Here is a 13,844-nt window from a genome sequence, read left to right as displayed (position 1 = left end):
TGAGCTGGTGGCCCCCTCATCCGACCCTTCGGGCCACCTTCTCCCCGCTGGGGAGAAGGGAACGGAGGCGGCGCGGCATTGTCCCTTCTCCCCTCGGGGAGAAGGTGGCGGCAGCCGGATGAGGGGGCCAAGGCCACCAATCCACGAGGAGAATTTGCAATGAAGGCCAAACTCGGCATGTCGCCCATCGCATGGTGGAACGACGATCTTCCTGAGCTCAGCGACGACGTGTCCCTCGAAGAATGCCTGCGCCAGTCGCGCAGTGCAGGCTTCACCGGCATGGAACAGGGCCGCCGTTTCCCGAACAATCCCGGCGAGATGCTGCCGATCCTGCGCGCCGCCGACGTGACGCTCTGCGGCGGATGGTTCTCCGGCACGCTCGTCAACGAGGAGCTGGCGGCCAACAAGGATCGCATCGCGCCGATGATCGAGCTGTTCAAGGCCGTCAACGCGCCCTGCATCGTCTATGGCGAAGTCGGCCGCTCGATCCAGGGCGACCGCTCCAAGCCGCTCGCCACCAAGCCGCGGCTTTCCGATGACGAGATGAAGGCCTATGGCCGCCGCGTCACCGAGTTCGGCGAATGGTGCGCCGATCAGGGCATGCCACTCTCCTATCACCACCACATGGCGGCCGTAGTCGAGACCGAACCGGAACTCGACGCCTTCATGAAAAATTCGGGCGCCGGCATTCCGCTGCTGCTCGATGCCGGGCATCTGGCGTTTGCAGGCGGCGACGTGCTGCGCGCCATCAACAATCACCACGCCCGCATCAACCACGTTCACGTCAAGGACATCCGTCAGGCTGTCGTCGACGGTCTCGACCGCAGCAAGCAGTCGTTCCTCGACGCGGTGGCGCTCGGCGCCTTCACGGTTCCCGGCGACGGCTCGCTCGATTTCGCCGCCATCGTCCAGCGGCTTGCCGACCACGGCTACGAAGGCTGGTTCGTCGTCGAAGCAGAGCAGGATCCGCGCAAGGCACCGCCGCAGAAGATGGCCGAGATCGGCCATGCCGAACTGATGCGGGTGATGACGGCGGCCGGTTATACGGTCGAGACGGAAGGTTTCCCGAAGGGGGCTTGAAGTTAAAGAAAGACCCCTCCCCAACCCCTCCCCACAAGGGGGAGGGACTTACCTTGCGGCAGCGCCTCGCCACCAAAACCGTTCTCGCGGATGAGACATATCCGTCAGAACGGGAGAGTGCAGCGGGTTAGCCCCTCCCCCTTGTGGGGAGGGGTTGGGGAGGGGAAATTCGCGACAGACATCGAGGAGAAACACCAATGCCAAACCTCAAGGTAAAACCATCCGGCACCAGCGGCCGCGTCACGCATGTAACGCCTGAAAGCGCCGGCTGGACCTATGTCGGTTTCGACATGCACCGGCTGAAACCCGGCGAGACCGTGTCGGGAGAAACAGGCGAGCGCGAAGTCTGCCTCGTCTGGGTCAGCGGCAAGGGCAAGGCATCGTCGGGCACCCGCGATTTCGGCACGCTCGGCGAGCGTATGAGCCCGTTCGACGGTGCGCCACACGCCCTCTATATCCCGATGGAATCGGCATGGTCGGTGACGGCCGAGACCGATCTCGAGCTTGCCGTCTGCTCGGCCCCCGGCGGTGGCACCTATGAGGCGAAGGCGATCCCGCCGGGCACGCATCCGGCGCTGACCCGCGGCAAGGGCACCAATGTCCGCTACGTCAACAACATCATGCCGGAAGACGATGCATCGGCGCATTCGCTGCTGGTTGTCGAGGTGATCACGCCGGGTGGACACACCTCCTCCTACCCGCCGCACAAGCACGACCAGGACAATCTGCCGAACGAGAGCTTCCTGGAAGAGACCTATTACCACCGCCTCAACCCGCCCCAGGGCTTCGGCTTCCAGCGCGTCTATACCGACGACCGGTCGCTCGACGAGGCGATGGTGCTCGAAGACGGCGACGTGACTCTGGTGCCGAAGGGCTACCACCCCTGCGCCGCCACGCATGGCTACGACCTCTACTATCTGAACGTCATGGCCGGCCCGAAGCGCGTCTGGAAATTCTACAATGCGCCGGAACACGAGTGGCTGCTGAAATAATCTGCCGCTCGATCGCTAAATAATCTGACAGCGGGCGAGCCGTGCACATGGTTGACTGCCTCCATCGAAACAACACCGATGGAGCAATATCATGCACGGCTCGACCACCCTCTTTTCCGGCCGCGACGGCCGCCTGCCGCAGACGGCGCAATCGCGCCTGCTGGCCACTCTCCTCTCCTTCTATCGCTGGACGGCGCGCAAGCTCAGGGAGCGGCGCAACCTCAATGCCGTCATGGAACTCTCCGACGCGCAGCTGAAGGATATCGGGCTTTCACGCTACCAGACCGAAAGCGACGTACACGTCTATTGCCGCGACTGAACTGTGCTAGTGTGCCTTTCCAATCTCCGGACGATGTGATGCCGCAATTTTCGACAGCGCTGCTTTTGAAGACGGACACCGTCGCCATCCGCGACGTTGTCTGCAATGGCGAATGCCGTCATCGCAGCGGCGAGGAATGCGCCCACAAGACCAGCCTGGTCTATCCCTATCGCGGCGTCTTCATGCGCCATGTCGGGCGCAACGATACGGTGGCGGAAGCCAACCAGATGCTGTTCTTCAATGCCGGCCAGGGCTACCAGATCAGCCACCCCGTCGATGGCGGCGATGCCTGCATCGATCTTTCCGTCGACGATGCTCTGCTTGCCGAACTCGCGCCGCGCGATCAGATCCAGGCGGGTGAGCTTTTCGGCTTCCGCCGCCAGCGCCGCCGGATCGATCCGCGGGCGCAGGCGCTCGTCGCGCTCCTCCGTCATGGGTTACGCCAGAACGCGGCCGAGACGCTGGAAGCGGAAACGCTGGCGCTGACGCTCGTGCGCCGCTCGCTCGGCGAACGGACTTCGCATGCGGCAGCCGCGACCACCGGGCGGCAGAAGCTCGTCGACCGCGCCAAGCTGGTGCTCTCCTCCGATCTCGCAAGGCGCTGGACACTGGCGGAAATCGCCACCGAAGTCGGCGTCTCGCCCGTCTATCTCACGCAGGTCTTCCAGCAGGTGGAGGCGACACCGCTCTATCGCTATCAGCTGCGGCTGCGGCTCGCCCGGGCGCTCGATCTGCTCGGCAAGTACGACGACCTGACGGCGCTCGGGCTCGATCTTGGCTTCTCCAGCCACAGCCACTTCACCTCCTCCTTCCGCCAGGCCTATGGCCAGACGCCGGGCGAATTCCAGCGTGCGGCACGGCTTCGTCCGCGATAAGTCGCTAAAGAATTCGACAGCGAGGCGGGTGCCTCCGGTGGTCTTATGGTCCTGTCCCGAACGGGATCACCAACGGAGGACCGGAAGATGAAGAAGACCACATGCGCCGCCTGCGACTGCGAACTCGGCCACGACGCCATCAGCGTCAAGCTCGGCGGCACCACCGTCGAGGTTTGTTGCGAGGAATGCGCCAAGGCGCTGAAGGAGGCCGATACGGCGGCGACGGCGGGCAAGAAGGACTGAGGGCACAAGGTCTCCCACACCCTCCCTCATTCCTGTGCCCTTAGGGCTGCGCCCACGGGATGTCACAGGAATCCAGCCGACGCGCGTCTGCGCGGCGAAAAGAGTCTCACCAGCCCAAGGACTTGGGCTGGCTGGATCCCTGTGACAAGCACAGGGATGAGGGGGGTGTAGTTGGTGCTACAGCACCTCACCGACCGCCCTCTCGGGCACCTCCCTCTTCACACCGGCAACAGCCCATACCGCCACCCCAACCGCCGCGCATTCCGTGCCAGCACCGCAAAGGCGAGCATAAACATGCAGGCCTCGGCGAAGACCGGGACCATCCAGATGCCCATTTCGCCGAAGGCGTGCGGCAGGAGGAAGGTCAGCGGCAGGGTGAAGAGATAGGCGCGCGACAGGCCGAAGATCGCGGCACGTCTGGCATCGCCGATCGCCTGGAAATAGCCGGACAACACGATCATCTGGCCGAACAGGAAATAGGCGCCGACAGTCCAGGGCAGGATGCGGGACACTTCGGCGATGACGACGGGGTCGGCGACGAAGATGTGGCCGAGCCGCGTCGCCGAGAGCTCGACGATCAGTTCGACGCCGGCGCAATAGACCAGTGCCGAAATCAGCGCGATCTGCAGGCTGCGGGCGACGCGCTCGCTAAGCCCCGCCCCGTAGTTATTGCCCGCGATCGTCTGGAAGGCGATGTTGAGGCCGAGCAGCGGCAGGTAGGCGACGGTCATGACGCGGGTGATGATGCCATAGGCGCCGACGGTCGCGACATAATCCCCCTCGCCCCAGATCGACAGGTTGAAGATGACGGCGGCCGAGCAGAGCGAGATGCCGATGAAGCCGAGGCTCATCGGCGCGCCGAGCGCCAGGATCGGCTTCCAGTCCGCGAACGAGAAGCGAGTGGCCGGCCGCAGCGCCGCGGCGTTGCGCCAGCGGTAGACGAGCACCGCAATCAGGCAGATTGCCTGCGCCAGAACCGAGCCGAGCGCCCAACCGGCAACACCCCAATGCAGGATCGCCATGAAGAACCAGTTGGCGGCGATGTTGAGAGCGGATGCCGCCAGCATGACAAGCGTCATGAAGCCGATCCGGCCTTCGCTGCGCAGCGCATCGATATTGAGCGACAGAAAGAAGGCGACGGGTGCTGCGCCCACCATGATGCCCATGAAGGTGCGGGCGTTTTCGGCAACGGCGATATCGCCCGCCGCAGCATTGCCGACGATGCGCCAGCCAATCGTCCAATAGATGACGTTAACGATGAGGACGACTGCGATTGCCAGGACATGGGCAGCCGCAAAGGTGCGGCATGCGGCATCGTGGTTACCGGCGCCGAGCTCGCGGGCGAGAATGCTCGCCATGCCGTTGGAGACGAGCGATTGCAGCGCCACGACCATCATCAGGCCGGGGAAGATCAGCGTGACGGCCGAGAGTGCCCCGGCGCCGACATAGGCGCCGAGGAAATAGGCGTCCACCACGGCAAACAGGCCGTTGATGGTGGTGATGAGAATGATCGGCGCTGCCGTGCGGGCAAAAACCCTGGGCAATGGCGCGGTGAGAAACGGATTGGTTGCGGATACGGGTTTCATCGATGGAGTCCGGCTATCGAAATGAATGATCAGATGTCGAGGACGAGCTGCGGCAGACCGTTCGAGGTCTTGCGCGGCGAGATGCCGTTGCCGTCCACCTGCGCGTTGATGCGCTGGCGGAAGGCCGAGAAGCTCTCGAAGGTCACGACATCGACGGGTTCGTCGAAATGGATGGTGATCTTGTGCAGCCCGCCATTGGTCTGCGCCAGCGCCAGGATCCGGCCCGAAAATGGCTGGTTCAGATAGCGGCCGCGCACCTGCGACCCGACTGAGAGCAGCGAGATAGGCTCGGCATTCGGGCGGGTGGCGAGCGCCGAGAGCGTGTTCCAGTCACGCGCGCCATATTGTTGGGCGATGAGTTCGAGCGCGGCGCTATGGGAGAGCGCGCTGCCGCGGGCTTCCATGGCCTGGCGCAGGCGCTTTGCCTGAGCCTTCAGCTCGTCGATGGATGGATAGGTCGTCGTCACAGGTTCAGCCTTTCGGAAGGCATGCCATTATCGACTGTGAATGGGAGCTCGCATTGCCGTCAGTCAGCATGCACCGGATGGCCGTGACTATCAAAACGAGGCTTCACCATGGACTTTCATCCGCGAGCGGCCGGTGCCTCGAACCGCCTTCTGTATGTGGGAAAGCGGCTTTCCTGTCAAGAATGCCCCATAATGACCACGCGCGGCGGGGCATAACCACCGGAAACAAAGCGCTTTTTGCCGCCAGCCACGCATAAGGCTCAAAATTTACCAATGCTTTTCAGAACTTATCAGCATTCGCGTGTTACATTTCAATCATACAACCAGCGGAGGCTGACGTGGCCTTTCAGATGCACCTCAATGACGGCAACCAGGAGCAATCCTACCGAGACTTCACTCTGGACCGGCCCGGCAAGATCATCTTCGTCGGCCACCATCTCAGCACCGGCACGCAGGTGCGCTGCCTGATCCGCACGATCAATCTCGGCGGCGCGGTGCTGGAAGTCAGCCCTTCGGTGGAGATGCCCAACCACTTCTTCCTAGAAATCCTCGGCATCCACGACGAGATCGGCTCGACCGTCGTCAAGCGCGAGGGCGACCTGGTGACGATCAGCTTCAACATGCTGATCAACGCGGAATTTCTGCACCATGTCCTGCGCCTGAGCTTCGAGACCGGCGTCTAACTTCCCCTAAACGAAATACGGGCAGCCCCGGCTGCCCGCATATTACATGGCCTGGAGATATCCGGTCAGGCTGCCAGATGCCGCTCGATCTGGTCGACCGGCAGGTTGGTGTAGTCCTTGGCGACCTCGGCGGAGATCGCGGCCTGTGCGTCGGCGCTCAAGACCGGGCGCAGCGTGCCCAGCGCACGCGGCGGGGCGACGAGGACGATGCGGCGGGCATCCTTCCGGTGCACAAGATCGTCCATCTTGGCGGCAACCTGCTTCAGGAACTCGGCTTCGGCCTGTGCCTGCCAGTCGGTCTGCTCGATCGCACTGCCGCTCAGTCCGTCGGGCGCATAGGAGCGGCCCGGCTTGTCGGTGCCGAGTTCGCGGGTCGGTGCGCTCGGTTGCGTCAGGGTTTCCTGCACCTGCAGATTCATGATCTGCGCGTCGCCGGCATTCTGCATGAACAGCGCCTTGGCGCCATCGCAGACCACAACCCAAGATTCCCAAGGCACTCTGATGTCGGCCATTTGTCTTTCCTCTTGATTGTTTGCTGAAGCGGCAAAGCGCTTCATCGACTAGGGCAAAACGTGCAGGAATTGAAAGAGTTCGCGCGCCGGGCGCATAAATCGATTCACGCAGGCAATCCAATTTGTGAGCCGCGCGTAGAGACCAGCAAAAGGAGAGACGCCATGAAGACCGCCCTCGTCGCCTATGCCGGTTCGTTCGCCACGCTGCTGGTGCTCGATGCGATCTGGCTCGGCCTCGTCGCCCGCACCTTCTATCGCGACCAGCTGGGCGAACTGATGCTGCCACAGCCGGCCTTCGGCATTGCCGCGCTCTTCTATCTGTTCTTTGCCGTCGCCGTCGTCGTGCTCGCCGTGCTTCCGGCGGTCAATGCCGCCTCGCTCGGCACCGCGCTTGCCTATGGTGCCATTCTGGGACTGGCCGCCTATGGCACCTATGACATCACCAATCTTTCGACGCTGAAGAACTGGCCGGTGACGATGAGCTTCGTGGATATGGCCTGGGGCACCTTCGTGACGGCGGCAACGGCTGCCGGCGGCTATGCGGCGGCGCGCGCCTTCGGCTGATCGCCATCCCGCCGCGGCACAGGCTGTGCCACGTAAGCACAAAATTCATAATCACTAAAATTGTCTTGATGTCTTTGACGAATGCGCAAAACATTCGTGTGAGGCTCTGCCATAACGGGCCGGGATGAGCTTGGCCCAGACGGAGGACTGCACGATGTCCATGGATCGGGCAACGCATCTTGCGACTGTGAAATCTGAGGTCTACGACCAGCGCTGGGAGCAGTTTCAGGTGAACCGCCCGGCGCGGATCATCGCCGTGCGCCCCTGTCTCACCGGCATGTCGCTCAGAAGTGCGGAGATCCTCGATATCTCGCGCGGCGGCGCCACCTTCCTGGTCTCGTCGACCGCCGGTCTTCCCAAGCACTATTACCTCAACATTCTCGGCCTCGCCTATCGCATCGGCTGCGCCGAGGTCTATCGCAACAAGGAGCGCATCGGCGTCCGCTTCATCAACGTTCTCGATCCGGAAGTGCTGCGCCGCGTGGTACGCGCCGACTTCATGGCCGGCAATGTCGAAGCCATGGAAGCGCGCCGCGGCGGACGCATCACGGCGATGCAATAGGCCGGATTCTGGAATAATCTTCCTTGCCATGAAGGGAGCGGCGCTTATTGTTGGCGCCGCTTTTGTCTTATTCGGGATCCCGCATTTCCATGTCCGCCTTTTCGCGCTTCACGCCGCTGGTCAGCGCCCTGCCCTCCACCGTTCCCTTCGTCGGCCCAGAGGCCATCGAGCGCCAGCGCGGCCTGAAGGTCGCGGCCCGCATCGGCGCCAATGAAAACGGCTTCGGCCCGGCGCCTTCCGTGCTTGAGGCGATGCGTGCTGCGGGCGGCGATATCTGGAAATACAACGATCCGGAGAATTTCGAGCTGCGCGAGGCACTGGCCGCCCATCTCGGTGTCACCCCGGCGAATATCGCCATCGGCGGCGGCATCGACGAGCTGCTCGGCCAGATCGTCCGCCTCGTCATCGAGCCTGGCATGCCCGTCGTCACCTCGCTCGGCGGCTATCCGACCTTCAATTTCCATGTCGCCGGTTTCGGCGGCCGCCTCGTCACCGTTCCCTATGTCAACGACCGGGAAGATCTCGACGGGCTGCTCGACGCGGTGAAGCGCGAGAATGCGCCGCTCGTCTATTTCGCCAACCCTGATAATCCGATGGGCAGCTGGTGGGATGCCGACAAGATCGTCGCTTTCGCACGCGCCTTGCCCGAGACCTGCCTGATGGTTCTCGACGAGGCCTATAGCGAGACCGGACCGGCAAGCTCACTTCCCTCGATTTCTTCGCTGATCGACCTGCCGAATGTCGTGCGCACCCGCACCTTCTCGAAGGCCTATGGTCTGGCCGGCGCCCGTGTCGGCTACGTGATCTCGACGCCGGGCACGGCGCAAGCCTTCGACAAGATCCGCAACCATTTCGGCATGAACCGGCTGGCGACGGCCGGCGCTCTCGCCGCGCTGAAGGACCAGGCCTATCTCGCCGAAGTCGTCGGCAAGATCCAGGCGGCGCGCGAACGCATCTCGGACATTGCCCGGGCAAACCAGCTGTCGCCGCTGCCCTCGGCCACCAATTTCGTGGCAATCGATGCCGGGCGCGACGGCACCCATGCGCGGGCGATCGTCGACGGGCTGATGCAGCATGGCGTCTTCATCCGCATGCCGGGGGTGGCGCCGCTCAACCGCTGCATCCGCGTCAGCGTCGGGCCGGAAGCCGATATGGCGCTGTTCGAGCAATCGCTGCCGCAGGTGCTGCGCACGCTCTAAACGAAAAAACCGCGCCGGCCTTGTTTCTGCCGGTCGCGGTTTCGTTCTCCTGGCTGCGGCCCCGTCCAAAGTGCCCCGCCAGCCCCCTCTTTTTGAGGTTGTTATTCTTGTCTGATTTTTCGATGCAGCTTAGTGGATGGTCATCCACTCGCGAGCCGCGCGGAGCGCCTCGACGATCTGCATCTTGTTCATCGAAGCGGCGACATCGGCGCGCAGTTCGGCGGCACGGTCGCTGCCCTTGATGGCGGCGATGTTCAGCCACTTGTGCGCGGCGACCAGATCGACATCGCAGCCGCGGCCGGTTGCATACATCAGACCCATTTCGCAGAAGACGTCGGCGTTCTTGTCGCCACCCATGGTGGCCATTTCAGCATTGTGCATTTCAAAGCGTGCCATCGGTTTTATCCCTGTTTAGCCTGTTGTCGACTTGCCCTGTTTTACCTTCCGGGCCGTGCCGTCTATCGCAGCTTTCGGTCCCTTCGGTGCGGCGGGTTTGCCCCGCTCGTTTGATGGCTCCACTATGCTCCAGGCCTTTCAAAAAACGCCTAAAATGCATGATTAATTTGAGACAAACAAAGTCCAAATGCTTGGTAAACTTGGGTTTTTGTTAAACATCGCGAAGCCTGCAAATTAAGGAGTTTCAAGACAATTTTACGAAAGATTCAGATTTCGAAATCAACGCTTCGTTCACCACGAAACGAGCTGGCAAATCGGGAAACCGGAAATATTAGCTGCCGGCAACCCCGGAAAACCGGGCTTTTGCGGCTCAGTCTTATTTACCTTTACGTTCGCGTCAGTTATTTTCCGCCGGCGTTTTGGACATCAGGGAGGAATGGATGATCCGCACACTTATTCTCGCAGGCGCAGTGGCACTTTCGGCAGGGCTCGCGCATGCCGACGAGGTGATCGTCGGCAACTGGAAGACGGTCGCCGGCGATACGGCAGAGATCGCACCCTGCAGCGGCGGCTTCTGTGTGACGCTGAAGACCGGCAAGTTCGCCGGCAAGAAGATCGGCACGCTATCCGGCACCGGCGGCACCTATACCGGCGAAATCACCGACCCCGCCAACGACAAGACCTATAGCGGCTCCGGCACTGTTTCCGGCAGCTCGCTGAAGATGAAGGGCTGCGTGCTGAAGGTTCTCTGCAAGTCGCAGACCTGGACGCGGCTGTAAGGGCTATTCTCCTGGTCGCTTCTGGATCAGGAGTTAGAACGGCCCGTCGAAGCCGGAGCCCCCCTCACCCTACCCTCTCCCCGCGGGGGAGAGGGGAAGTTGGCGCGAGCGGCATCCTCGACTTTCCCTTCTCCCCAGCGGGGAGAAGGTGGCCCAACGGGCCGGATGAGGGGGCCGCGGGCACCAGGTCTCCTCTCTCATTCCTTTGATAAGCACAGGAATGAGGGAGCGCGTTGGCTCCGTCCCCTTACATCTCCCCCCCCAAAAAACCGTCAATATTCCTGAACGCCATATGAACCGGCATCTCAGCACTGGTTCAGCCGCCCTGTGTCAGAAGGGAGGCAAGGATGAAGGGGCTTATGGGTTAGGGAATATGGACGTGCAAATTTTGGCAAGACGTTTCACCATCATCACGCTGTTTGCGGCGCTGTTTGCGATCAGCTTTTCGGCGGCGGTCGTGCATGGCGGCGGCGGTGGCGCGCAGTCGCATTTCGGCGCCAATTATACCTGCCTGGAATCCTCCAGCCCCTTCTGCTCGGGCGAGCACAAGTAGGTACCGCGGGCGAGCCCGCCCGCCGTCGCTTGCGTGTTGCATATGGCAACCTATAATGCGCCATGAGCAAACGAATCTCTCCATTAGCACCCCTCGATATTTCCTCTCCGCCAGCCTTTGAACCGCAAAGCTTCGACGACCCGGCAAAGGCCGTCGACGCGCTGACAGAGCTTTACGACCGGAACACGGCCTTCCTGATCGATAGCTTCACGGCGATCGCCAAGGGCGCGCCGATCACCGCGCGGCACCGGGCCTTCTATCCGCAGGTCAGCATCGAGACGACGAGCTTCGGCCATATCGACAGCCGTCTTTCCTACGGCCATGTGACCTCGCCCGGCGTCTACACGACGACCGTGACGCGTCCGAAGCTGTTTCGCCATTACCTGAAAGAGCAGCTGGCGCTTCTGATGAAGAGCCACAACGTTCCCGTCGTCGTCTCCGAATCCTCGACGCCGATCCCGCTGCATTTCGCCTTCGGCGAAGGCGCCCATGTCGAGGCCTCCGCATCGGCCTTCATGGATATTCCGATGCGCGATCTCTTCGATACGCCGGATCTGAACACGACCGACGACGAGATCGCCAATGGCGAATATATCCCGCCGCCCGGCGAGCCCTCGCCGCTTGCGCCCTTCACGGCGCAGCGCATCGACTATTCGCTCGCCCGCCTCGCCCATTACACGGCAACAGGCGCGCAGCATTTCCAGAATTTCGTGCTGTTTACGAACTACCAGTTCTATATCGACGAGTTCTGCACCTGGGCCCGCAAGCTGATGGCCGATGGCGGCGATGGCTATACGGCCTTCGTCGAGCCCGGCAACATCATTACTCATGCCGGTTCGAGCACGCCCGAAGGCGATGCAACGCCCGGCCGCCTGCCGCAGATGCCGGCCTATCACCTGAAGAAGAAGGGCCATGCCGGGATCACCATGATCAATATCGGCGTCGGCCCCTCCAACGCCAAGACGATCACCGACCACGTCGCGGTGCTGCGCCCGCATGCCTGGCTGATGCTCGGCCACTGCGCCGGTCTGCGCAACAGCCAGCGCCTCGGCGACTATGTGCTGGCGCATGCCTATATGCGCGAGGACCACGTGCTCGACGACGACCTGCCCGTCTGGGTGCCGATCCCGGCGCTCGCCGAAGTGCAGGTGGCGCTGGAAGCGGCCGTTGCCGAGATCACCGGCTACGAAGGCTTCGAGCTGAAGCGCATCATGCGCACCGGCACCGTCGGCACGATCGACAACCGCAACTGGGAACTGCGCGATCAGGCGGGCCCGGTGAAGCGCCTGTCGCAGGCCCGCGCCATCGCGCTCGACATGGAATCGGCGACGATCGCCGCCAACGGCTTCCGCTTCCGCGTTCCGTACGGCACGCTGCTCTGCGTTTCCGACAAGCCGCTGCATGGCGAACTGAAGCTGCCGGGCATGGCGACAGCCTTCTACCGGACGCAGGTGAACCAGCATCTGCAGATCGGCATCCGCGCCATCCAGAAGCTGGCCGCCATGCCGCCAGAGGCGCTGCATTCCCGCAAGCTGCGCAGCTTCTTCGAAACGGCCTTCCAGTAGAGCTACCTGACATCGCGGTCCGCAATCACCTGCGGACCGCTGTCTGCGGGGCTCGACAGTTCGAGCCCGGAGATGACGGCCGCGAAGACCGCGACAGCAAACATCAGGCGCACGAGCAGGCCGCGCAGATCGAAGCCCTGCATCTGATAATATTCGTCGGCGCTGACCGGCTGTCTTTTGCGCGCTGCCCAGCTTGCAATTCCAATCTCCAGAATTCCCATGATCGTGACTCCAATGGTTTCGACGATCATGGTCGTTTGCACGTTGGCGCTTTCGACAGAGAAAGCCCAACAAAGATTTTTCCCGTGCCTGTCGATTTCCGCTTAGTCTCTTCGTCCAAGGGCTGTGAGAGGCAGCCAGGAGGAAAGCCGCAATGCGATATCTATGCCAGGTATGGTTCGAGCCATCGGCGCTCGAACGGATGAGTGACGAGGAGAAAAGGACGCTCGACCGGGATTCGGCCGGATACGATCTCGACCTGGAGGTCAGCGGCCATATGATCCATGCCGAGGCGCTGCAGGCGCCGAGCGCGGCGGTGACCGTGAAGGTGCGCAACGGCGAGATGGCGATGACCGACGGCCCTTTCGCCGAGACCAAGGAACAGCTCGGCGGCTTCATCCTGATCGAAGCCAAGGATCTCAACGATGCGATCCGGGTCGCGGCCGGCATTCCGCTGGCGAAATACGGCTTGATCGAAGTCCGCCCGGTCCATGACTTCAAGAGCAAGCTGCAGGAGGCCGCGCGATGAAATTCCTCTGCCAGATCTGGTTCGATACCGAAAAGAGCAAGCAGGTGACCCAGGCCGAATGGGACAGGCTGACGGAGCAATGCATCCTCAGCGACAACCACTGGCGCGACAGCGGCCATCTGCTGACGGCGCTGGCGCTGCGCGAGCCGGAGAGCGCGGTGACCGTTCGCGTGACGAACGGAAAACTCAAGGCTACGGACGGGCCGTTTGCGGAAATCAAGGAACATCTCGGCGGCTTCGTGCTGATCGAGGCCCGGGACATCAGCCAAGCGACCGAGATCGCCTCGGCCTTCCCGATCGTCGAATATGCCTCGATCGAGGTGCGCCCTGCCTATTCGATCGAAGATGGGGTGTGAGCCGATGCGCTATCTCTGCCTCATCTACAATTCCGCCGACCGCGACGGAACGCTGACACGGGCCGAAGGGCATCAGCTGGTCGCCGCGCATTTCCGTTTCGACGAGGAGCTACGTGCCGACGGGACGATGATCCATGCCGATGCGCTGCAGCCGCCGGAGACGGCGACGGTGCTGCGGGTGCGCGACAACCAGCTGCAGGCGACCGACGGCCCCTACGCTGAGACCAAGGAACATCTCGCCGGCTTCTACGTCATCGAAGCCGCAGATGATGCGGCGGCAAAAGAGATCGCCGCGCGGATCCCGTCGGCGCGCTTCGGAGCGGTCGAGCTCCGGCCGGTGCGGCTTCTGACATTGCCGGAGTAGC

Annotated in this window: 20 protein-coding genes and 1 pseudogene; 16 read left to right on the top strand and 5 right to left on the bottom strand. The window is 62.5% G+C overall.

Annotation, left to right across the window (positions count from 1 at the left end):
- Positions 1-4: 4 nt before the first annotated feature.
- From ACQZ5H_RS02125 to ACQZ5H_RS02100, 6 genes and pseudogenes are all read left to right on the top strand, one after another.
- Positions 5-129, top strand: a pseudogene (locus ACQZ5H_RS02125) (endonuclease domain-containing protein); the annotation flags it as partial.
- A 30-nt stretch (positions 130-159) separates the two neighbouring features.
- Positions 160-1,080 (top strand): myo-inosose-2 dehydratase, encoded by a 921-nt coding sequence (gene iolE, locus ACQZ5H_RS02120; protein ID WP_199626715.1) that lies wholly within the window; start codon positions 160-162, stop codon positions 1,078-1,080.
- 197 nt (positions 1,081-1,277) lie between these two features.
- Entirely contained in the window at positions 1,278-2,072 is a 795-nt protein-coding gene (gene iolB, locus ACQZ5H_RS02115; protein WP_112719600.1) for a 5-deoxy-glucuronate isomerase, read from the top strand.
- Positions 2,073-2,163: 91 nt separating this feature from the next.
- The gene (locus tag ACQZ5H_RS02110; protein ID WP_130278597.1) at positions 2,164-2,391 is read left to right on the top strand and encodes a DUF1127 domain-containing protein; all 228 of its coding nucleotides are present in this window, start codon (positions 2,164-2,166) and stop codon (positions 2,389-2,391) included.
- A gap of 38 nt (positions 2,392-2,429) precedes the next feature.
- Positions 2,430-3,266: a helix-turn-helix transcriptional regulator gene (locus tag ACQZ5H_RS02105; RefSeq protein ID WP_112719602.1), complete on the top strand. Its 837-nt coding sequence runs from the start codon at positions 2,430-2,432 to the stop codon at positions 3,264-3,266.
- A gap of 87 nt (positions 3,267-3,353) precedes the next feature.
- Complete coding sequence (locus ACQZ5H_RS02100) at positions 3,354-3,509, top strand: hypothetical protein (RefSeq protein ID WP_165402613.1); 156 nt, start codon at positions 3,354-3,356, stop codon at positions 3,507-3,509.
- Between the two features lie 218 nt (positions 3,510-3,727).
- On the opposite strand, the gene ACQZ5H_RS02095 is transcribed toward ACQZ5H_RS02100, so the two are convergent.
- Positions 3,728-5,095, bottom strand: a complete 1,368-nt coding sequence (locus tag ACQZ5H_RS02095; RefSeq protein WP_449096609.1) for an MATE family efflux transporter — start codon at positions 5,093-5,095, stop codon at positions 3,728-3,730.
- A 29-nt stretch (positions 5,096-5,124) separates the two neighbouring features.
- Positions 5,125-5,562 carry a glyoxalase superfamily protein gene (locus ACQZ5H_RS02090; protein ID WP_449096608.1) on the bottom strand — a complete coding sequence of 146 codons (438 nt, stop codon included), beginning with the start codon at positions 5,560-5,562 and terminating at the stop codon, positions 5,125-5,127.
- Positions 5,563-5,912: 350 nt separating this feature from the next.
- Here ACQZ5H_RS02090 and ACQZ5H_RS02085 point away from each other — a divergent pair, with 350 nt between their 5' ends.
- The gene (locus tag ACQZ5H_RS02085; protein ID WP_112719681.1) at positions 5,913-6,245 is read left to right on the top strand and encodes a hypothetical protein; all 333 of its coding nucleotides are present in this window, start codon (positions 5,913-5,915) and stop codon (positions 6,243-6,245) included.
- A gap of 65 nt (positions 6,246-6,310) precedes the next feature.
- On the opposite strand, the gene ACQZ5H_RS02080 is transcribed toward ACQZ5H_RS02085, so the two are convergent.
- Positions 6,311-6,757 carry a baeRF12 domain-containing protein gene (locus tag ACQZ5H_RS02080; RefSeq protein ID WP_203429214.1) on the bottom strand — a complete coding sequence of 149 codons (447 nt, stop codon included), beginning with the start codon at positions 6,755-6,757 and terminating at the stop codon, positions 6,311-6,313.
- A 162-nt stretch (positions 6,758-6,919) separates the two neighbouring features.
- Here ACQZ5H_RS02080 and ACQZ5H_RS02075 point away from each other — a divergent pair, with 162 nt between their 5' ends.
- From ACQZ5H_RS02075 to ACQZ5H_RS02065, 3 genes are all read left to right on the top strand, one after another.
- Positions 6,920-7,321, top strand: a complete 402-nt coding sequence (locus ACQZ5H_RS02075; protein WP_449096607.1) for a DUF2177 family protein — start codon at positions 6,920-6,922, stop codon at positions 7,319-7,321.
- Positions 7,322-7,475: 154 nt separating this feature from the next.
- Positions 7,476-7,883 carry a PilZ domain-containing protein gene (locus tag ACQZ5H_RS02070; RefSeq protein WP_112719607.1) on the top strand — a complete coding sequence of 136 codons (408 nt, stop codon included), beginning with the start codon at positions 7,476-7,478 and terminating at the stop codon, positions 7,881-7,883.
- 89 nt (positions 7,884-7,972) lie between these two features.
- Complete coding sequence (locus tag ACQZ5H_RS02065; RefSeq protein WP_449096606.1) at positions 7,973-9,082, top strand: pyridoxal phosphate-dependent aminotransferase; 1,110 nt, start codon at positions 7,973-7,975, stop codon at positions 9,080-9,082.
- 129 nt (positions 9,083-9,211) lie between these two features.
- Here ACQZ5H_RS02065 and ACQZ5H_RS02060 read toward each other — a convergent pair whose 3' ends face one another.
- Complete coding sequence (locus ACQZ5H_RS02060) at positions 9,212-9,478, bottom strand: sel1 repeat family protein (protein WP_112719609.1); 267 nt, start codon at positions 9,476-9,478, stop codon at positions 9,212-9,214.
- 440 nt (positions 9,479-9,918) lie between these two features.
- Between ACQZ5H_RS02060 and ACQZ5H_RS02055 the strand changes: the two genes are divergently transcribed.
- From ACQZ5H_RS02055 to ACQZ5H_RS02045, 3 genes are all read left to right on the top strand, one after another.
- Positions 9,919-10,257 (top strand): DUF2147 domain-containing protein, encoded by a 339-nt coding sequence (locus ACQZ5H_RS02055; RefSeq protein ID WP_112719610.1) that lies wholly within the window; start codon positions 9,919-9,921, stop codon positions 10,255-10,257.
- Positions 10,258-10,630: 373 nt separating this feature from the next.
- Positions 10,631-10,810 (top strand): hypothetical protein, encoded by a 180-nt coding sequence (locus ACQZ5H_RS02050; protein ID WP_112719611.1) that lies wholly within the window; start codon positions 10,631-10,633, stop codon positions 10,808-10,810.
- Positions 10,811-10,872: 62 nt separating this feature from the next.
- A complete protein-coding gene (locus ACQZ5H_RS02045; protein ID WP_112719612.1) occupies positions 10,873-12,375 on the top strand; it encodes an AMP nucleosidase in 1,503 nt (500 codons plus the stop codon).
- A 2-nt stretch (positions 12,376-12,377) separates the two neighbouring features.
- Here ACQZ5H_RS02045 and ACQZ5H_RS02040 read toward each other — a convergent pair whose 3' ends face one another.
- Positions 12,378-12,638 carry a hypothetical protein gene (locus tag ACQZ5H_RS02040; RefSeq protein WP_449096605.1) on the bottom strand — a complete coding sequence of 87 codons (261 nt, stop codon included), beginning with the start codon at positions 12,636-12,638 and terminating at the stop codon, positions 12,378-12,380.
- Positions 12,639-12,748: 110 nt separating this feature from the next.
- Between ACQZ5H_RS02040 and ACQZ5H_RS02035 the strand changes: the two genes are divergently transcribed.
- Genes ACQZ5H_RS02035 through ACQZ5H_RS02025 form a run of 3 tightly spaced genes read left to right on the top strand, consistent with a single transcriptional unit; the run spans position 12,749 to position 13,843 of the window.
- Positions 12,749-13,123, top strand: coding sequence for a YciI family protein (locus tag ACQZ5H_RS02035; protein WP_449096604.1), 375 nt, complete (start codon positions 12,749-12,751; stop codon positions 13,121-13,123).
- Positions 13,120-13,479 (top strand): YciI family protein, encoded by a 360-nt coding sequence (locus ACQZ5H_RS02030; RefSeq protein ID WP_449096603.1) that lies wholly within the window; start codon positions 13,120-13,122, stop codon positions 13,477-13,479. The genes ACQZ5H_RS02035 and ACQZ5H_RS02030 overlap by 4 nt, the downstream gene beginning before the upstream one ends.
- 4 nt (positions 13,480-13,483) lie before the next feature.
- The gene (locus ACQZ5H_RS02025; RefSeq protein ID WP_449096602.1) at positions 13,484-13,843 is read left to right on the top strand and encodes a YciI family protein; all 360 of its coding nucleotides are present in this window, start codon (positions 13,484-13,486) and stop codon (positions 13,841-13,843) included.
- Position 13,844: the final 1 nt, after the last annotated feature.

It is taken from the genome of Rhizobium sp. 21-4511-3d (genome assembly GCF_053522545.1).
Note: the sequence above shows the minus strand (reverse complement) of the source record. Positions and strands in the feature narration are given on the sequence as shown.